Annotated in this window: 3 protein-coding genes; 1 reads left to right on the plus strand and 2 read right to left on the minus strand. The window is 61.8% G+C overall.

Annotation, left to right across the window (positions count from 1 at the left end):
• Positions 1–83: 83 nt before the first annotated feature.
• Both ML342_RS11415 and ML342_RS11420 read right to left on the minus strand, forming a co-directional pair.
• The gene (locus tag ML342_RS11415; RefSeq protein ID WP_240127151.1) at positions 84–1,970 is read right to left on the minus strand and encodes an RHS repeat domain-containing protein; all 1,887 of its coding nucleotides are present in this window, start codon (positions 1,968–1,970) and stop codon (positions 84–86) included.
• A 531-nt stretch (positions 1,971–2,501) separates the two neighbouring features.
• Positions 2,502–3,917, minus strand: a complete 1,416-nt coding sequence (locus ML342_RS11420; protein ID WP_240127152.1) for an RHS repeat domain-containing protein — start codon at positions 3,915–3,917, stop codon at positions 2,502–2,504.
• Positions 3,918–4,321: 404 nt separating this feature from the next.
• On the opposite strand from ML342_RS11420, the gene ML342_RS11425 reads away from it, so the two are divergent.
• Entirely contained in the window at positions 4,322–5,047 is a 726-nt protein-coding gene (locus ML342_RS11425) for an IS5 family transposase (RefSeq protein ID WP_439655199.1), read from the plus strand.
• Positions 5,048–5,295: the final 248 nt, after the last annotated feature.

Below are 5,295 nucleotides of genomic sequence, written 5' to 3' on the forward strand. Positions count from 1 at the left end.
ACGTTATCGTTGCTCACGGTGGCGTACCTCGTGGTTGGGTGGACTCGTGACAAGCCCATTCCAACCCGGTACGCCGCCTCTCCTCAACTCAGGGGCGTGCACCAGATTCGGTCATATCTCCGCGCCAATGGCCCCAGCCCTAACGACGCGGCATCCGCCACGCCTGTTAGGAAATCTACGATCGGCTGTGGAATAGTCGGAAGGTCAGCGACGCCCCACAAACCATACGGATCGGTGAACATCACCGGATCCCCACCCACATAGGCATAGGTATTCAATCCCCCCGCCAACCCAATCGGATCGCTCTGCAGATACCGCCCCGCCTCGGCCAGGTACTCGCGGTAGCCGTTGTGCCACAGGCCCGACTCAGTGTCGTAGTACTGCCCCGGGAACCCGAGATTCAACCCACCAATGCCATCCTGCGTCACCGTGCGATCGAAGGCCCAGGTGTTCGCCTTCCACACTACCGCCTTGCTGCCGTTCGTCGCCAGCTGCGGCCGGCCCAGGTGGTCGGTGTGCAGGTAATACAGCTGATTGTTGCGCACCAGCGCCACCGGTTCGCTGCCGTTGTAGAGGTAGCTGGTCCACTGGCCGTTGGTGTTCTCAGCCAGCAGCTGGCTGAACCCCCCATACACATAGCGGCTTGACCCGCTGGGAGTGCGCTTGGCCACCCGCTGGTCCAGCGCGTTCACCGTGTACCACGTGGTCGCGCCCTGTGCCGTATGCTGCGCCAGCCGACCAAACGGATCATACCCCAGGGTATGCCTTACCCCGGCGCTGTCCGTGTACGCCGTCACCGACCCGTTGGCGTCGTAGCTCAACCCCCACCCCTGGCCGTTGCGGATCACCTGCAGCAGCCGGTTGCTGTCCCCGGCTAGCACATACCGAATGCTCCCCGCCGGCAGGGTGTCATCCTGCTGCGTCCGGTTGCCCACCGCATCGTAGGCATACGTGCTCACGTTGCCGCCCGCCAACGCAGCGCTGGTCAGCCGGCCCAGCCCGTCATAGCCGTACCGCTGGGTCAGCGCCGCCTGCACCCCGTGGGTGATCGCCGTGATCCGGTTCGCCACGTCATACCCATAGGTCAGGCTCTGCAGCGGGCCCGAGACGTCACTGGTGCTGATCCCCGTCAGCCGGCCGCTGCCATCGTAGTTGCGGCCACCGCTCAGCCCGTTGCCATACTGCACCATCGTCGCAGGGCCAAAGGCACGATACTCCCCATACGCCACCACCGGCATCGTGACGCCGTTGACCGTGGCCGTGATCTGCCACAGATGCCCGTCGGCATAGTCATACCCCACGCGCACACCGCTGGGATACTGGATCCCCGTCAGCCGCTGCATGCCGTCGTAGCTGTAGGTGGTGGTGTCGGTGGCACCGTTGACGCTGTCCTGCCGGGTCGCCACCTGCCCCCACGGGGTATAGGTGAACCGGGTCGTGGTCGCCGTGCCGCCCGTCGTGGTCGCCTGACACAGCTGCCCCTTGCCATTGCCGCAGCTGTCATAGGTGAACCTGCGCACCTGACCGCCACTCGCCACGGTCGCCGGCCGCCCCAGGGCGTCGTAGGTATACGTCGTCACACTGCCGTCCGCCCGCTGCAGCTGCGTCTGCTGCCCCACGGCGTTGTAGGTCAACCGGGTTGTCCCGGTGTCCGGACTGGTCTGGCTCAACAGATTGCCCAGACCGTCATACACATACTGCGTGACCAACCCGCGCGGATCGATCACCTGACTGATCTGCCCCAGCGGCGTGTAGCTGGTCCAGGTCGTGCCGCCCATCGCATCCGTGATCCGGTTGCGCCGCCGCTGCCGGTCATAGCCATACGTGGTCTGGTTGCCCAGCGCATCGGTCTCGGCATCCAGGTCGCCATTGGCGTTGTAATGGTAGGTCACCCGCTGGCCATTGCTCCCGCGGCGCGCACTGAGAAATCCGGACGCGTCGTAATCCAGATAGGTGGTGGTCTGGATCACCGAGATCCGTATGGGCTCGTGACAATCGTAAGGGTCGTCGGGATCACACGCCCGCATCCCCATCCCGTCTCCGGGTTGTGAGGACAGCAGCGTGGCAGGTTCCAGGCTGAGCAAAATTACCTTGATGCGCTTTTTGCCGCTACCAAGCGCAGCACATCACATTCATCTATGATCTTTCGCCATAGATCACCGGGTTTCCATCAACGAACTCAATGAGTAGCACATACGAACCAAACGCTTGCTCCTCAGTAAGCAGACCCCCTTCACAAATATTTTCATCCTGAGGGAGACGCCTAACAAGTGCGATTGTATAAGAACCGTTCCTTGAATTTTTCGCACACGTGAGTGCATTTGAAAGCGACCCCCTACTTTCTAAAACCTTTAGTTTCCATCTTGCGCTTTCCCCTATGACTCCCGCGTATCGAAGTAAACTTCTTGATTTGGCGAATGAGCAAACAACGAGGTGATCATCTATATGCTTCTGCCACAGTATGGCCTCTAGCTCGTCAAGGCTGACGTCTCGTTTCTCGCTCATTTGCTGCACCCGCACTTAAAGTCGTTTTTTCCTACGTCTCCGTTCCATACAGCGCCTGCGAGACCGACAAGTCCGCTGGTTATGCCAATGCCGACCGAAGGTGGGAGGTGTCCGCTCCCTCCGACATGGCTATGCCATGTCATTGCTCTATTACCGGCCTTGGCAGAGCCTGTCATATGCCGCTCGACGCGAAAAATATTCCCAGCATCAATTGGCGTATACCCCTGACTGCCATCACGCAAGCTCCATGTAGAGCCGGCATTTCTCACCAAATATGCTGCGCCAAGGATAATAGCAGTTTTATTGCTGGTGTCACGCGTCCAGAGGGAAGCTATTACACCAGGGATGTGATAAAGCGGATTTCCAGTCTTTGTTGCCTTATCGGCCCAGTACTGTGCCGCTTCTTCGCCATAGCATTCGCCCAGGTTTACGCCGAACGCCAACCCTTCTGGATCGGCGAACATCACCGGATTTCCACCCACATAGGCATAGGTATTCAATCCCCCCACCAACCCAATCGGATCGCTCTGCAGATACCGCCCCGCCTCGGCCAGGTACTCGCGGTAGCCGTTGTGCCACAGGCCGGATTCGGCATCGTAGTACTGCCCCGGGAAGCCGAGGTTCAGCCCGCCCAGCGTGTCGAGGCTGACGCCGCGGTCGAACGCCCGGTTGGCCGCCTTCCACACCACCTGTTGGCTGGCATTCGTCGCCAGCTGCGGACGGCCCAGGTGGTCGAGGTGCAGGAAGTAGAGCTGGTCATTGCGCACCAGCGCCACCGGCTCGCCGCCGTTGTAGAGATAGCTGGTCCACTGGCCGTTGGTGTTCTCAGCCAGCAGCTGGCTGAACCCCCCATACACATAGCGGCTTGACCCACTGGGGGTGCGCTTGGCCACCCGCTGGTCCAATGCGTTCACCGTGTACCACGTGGTCGCGCCCTGTGCCGTATGCTGCGCCAGCCGGCCAAACGGATCATACCCCAGGGTATGCCTTACCCCGGCGCTGTCCGTGTACGCCGTCACCGACCCGTTGGCGTCGTAGCTCAACCCCCACCCCTGGCCGTTGCGGATCACCTGCAGCAGCCGGTTGCTGTCCCCAGCCAGCACATACCGAATGCTCCCCGCCGGCAGGGTGTCATCCTGCTGCGTCCGGTTGCCCACCGCATCGTAGGCATACGTGCTCACGTTGCCGCCCGCCAACGCAGCGCTGGTCAGCCGGCCCAGCCCGTCATAGCCGTACCGCTGGGTCAGCGCCGCTTGCACCCCGTGGGTGATCGCCGTGATCCGGTTCGCCACGTCATACCCATAGGTCAGGCTCTGCAGCGGGCCCGAGACGTCACTGGTGCTGATCCCCGTCAGCCGGCCGCTGCCATCGTAGTTGCGGCCACCGCTCAGCCCGTTGCCATACTGCACCATCGTCGCAGGGCCATCGATGCGAAAGAAGCCCCGCACGCGGCGGGGCTTTTTGCTCTATGGACGATCAGGAAGTGAACCTGACCCCGATAGTGGTCGGATCGCGTGCGATCACTACTGCCAGCGATACTGGATTAGATGGCATTGGCGACATGAAAACGTGGGGACACCTTAAAACCCGACCCCGGTATTCGGTGACGCCATTATTCTTCTTTACCCCCCCCTTGATTCTTTGTTGATTTAGCATCAAACATCATGGCAATCACAACAAGCAACGCAATGCCGATAACAATAGCGAATAAAGGGAGAGCACCAATTAAATTTGCACGCGAAAGCACATTTAGGGAAGGTCTGAACAACTCCGCCACTTTCGGCGAAAATCGGTTATCGCTTCAAGGGTGACTTCGATGCAGCTGTCGTTCGGTGATGCCGAGGGGATGGGCCGCAAGCGCACGCGGCGCGAGGTGTTCCTGGCGGAGATGGACCAAGTGGTGCCGTGGAAGGCGCTGCTGGCCTTGATCGAGCCGCATTACCCGCAATCGGGCCGTCCCGGCCGGCAGCCCTACCCCTTGGCGACGATGCTGCGCATCCACTTCCTGCAGCAGTGGTACGCGCTGTCTGATCCGGCGATGGAAGAGGCGCTGGTGGACACGCCGGTGATGCGGCGATTCGCGCAGCTGGGCGGTCTGGACGACATCCCGGACGAGACGACGATCTTGAACTTCCGGCGCCTGCTGGAGACGCACGGCTTGGCCGAGAAGCTGTTTGCGCAGGTCAATGCCCACCTTCAGCGCAAGGGTCTGAGCCTTCGGTCGGGGACGATCGTCGATGCGACGATCATCAACGCGCCGAGTTCGACGAAGAACGCGGACGGTGAGCGCGATCCGGAGATGCACCAGACCCGGAAGGGCAACCAGTGGCACTTCGGGATGAAGGCGCACATCGGCGTGGATGACGCGTCCGGTCTGGTGCACCACGTGGAATGCACGGCGGCGAACGTGGCCGACGTGACGCAGGTGCACAAGCTGCTGCACGGCCGGGAAGACACGGTGTGCGGCGACAGCGGCTACACGGGTGCCGAGAAGCGCGAGGAGCTGCAGGGCACTTCGCAAAACCCCATTTCCGAGAGCTGAACGAAATAAGGGCGCCCGCGTCACTCGGTTCGGGGTTCTCGGGGCCGCCAAGCCCCGTGATCGCCGCCTTGGCGGGCACCCGAGGCCCTGCAAAACGGCGTTTGCAGGCTCTGCGGGCGCACCTCTCCCTTCATCGCGCACACCCGCACGGGTCATGGCGCACCAGCCAGACCAGCCGCTTGGCGTTGTACGCCGCGCACTTGAGCAGGATCGCCAGTTCGTTTCTCGCCAGCGTCATCGCCCGCACG

The sequence above is a fragment of the Thermomonas alba genome, from assembly GCF_022419205.1.
Taxonomy (GTDB): Bacteria; Pseudomonadota; Gammaproteobacteria; order Xanthomonadales; family Xanthomonadaceae; genus Thermomonas; species Thermomonas alba.

What these genes read in the sequence shown, in the direction of transcription:
- ML342_RS11425 (WP_439655199.1), top strand. Translation starts at nt 4,322, where the DNA reads ATGCAGCTGTCGTTCGGTGATGCCGAGGGGATGGGCCGCAAGCGCACG.
- ML342_RS11420 (WP_240127152.1), bottom strand. Translation starts at nt 3,917, where the DNA reads ATGGTGCAGTATGGCAACGGGCTGAGCGGTGGCCGCAACTACGATGGC.